The following is a 765-nucleotide window of genomic DNA, read 5'->3' as shown; positions in this document are numbered from 1 at the left end:
CAGCAAGCACATCAGCATCTGAATCAGCATCAACATCAGCTTCAGAATCAGCAAGCACAAGCGCATCAGAGTCAGCAAGCACATCAGCTTCAGAATCAGCAAGCACAAGCGCATCAGAATCAGCATCAACGTCTGCATCAGAATCAGCAAGCACATCAGCTTCAGAATCAGCAAGCACAAGCGCATCAGAGTCAGCATCAACAAGTGCGTCAGAGTCAGCAAGCACAAGCGCATCAGAGTCAGCATCAACAAGTGCGTCAGAGTCAGCATCAACAAGTGCGTCTGAGTCAGCATCAACAAGTGCGTCAGAATCAGCAAGCACAAGCGCATCAGAGTCAGCAAGCACAAGCGCATCAGAGTCAGCATCAACAAGTGCGTCAGAGTCAGCATCAACAAGTGCATCAGAGTCAGCAAGCACAAGCGCATCAGAGTCAGCGTCAACATCAGCATCAGAATCAGCAAGCACAAGCGCATCAGAATCAGCAAGCACATCAGCATCAGAATCAGCATCAACAAGTGCGTCAGCCTCAGCAAGCACATCAGCATCAGAATCAGCAAGCACAAGTGCATCAGAGTCAGCAAGCACATCAGCATCAGAATCAGCATCAACAAGTGCCTCTGAGTCAGCGTCAACATCAGCTTCAGAATCAGCAAGCACAAGCGCATCAGAGTCTGCATCAACAAGTGCCTCTGAGTCAGCGTCAACATCAGCATCAGAATCAGCAAGCACAAGCGCATCAGAGTCAGCATCAACAAGCGCATCTG

Annotated in this window: 1 protein-coding gene; it reads left to right on the top strand. The window is 49.4% G+C overall.

Features of this window, described 5'->3' with window-relative positions:
- A partial coding sequence (locus SINDD18_RS11680) for a hypothetical protein (RefSeq protein WP_193750838.1) occupies positions 1–765 on the top strand: 765 nt, incomplete at both ends.

This window comes from Streptococcus infantis (genome assembly GCF_001579645.1).
Taxonomy (GTDB): domain Bacteria; phylum Bacillota; class Bacilli; order Lactobacillales; family Streptococcaceae; genus Streptococcus; species Streptococcus infantis_E.
This window is presented reverse-complemented; position numbering and strand designations above follow the sequence as displayed.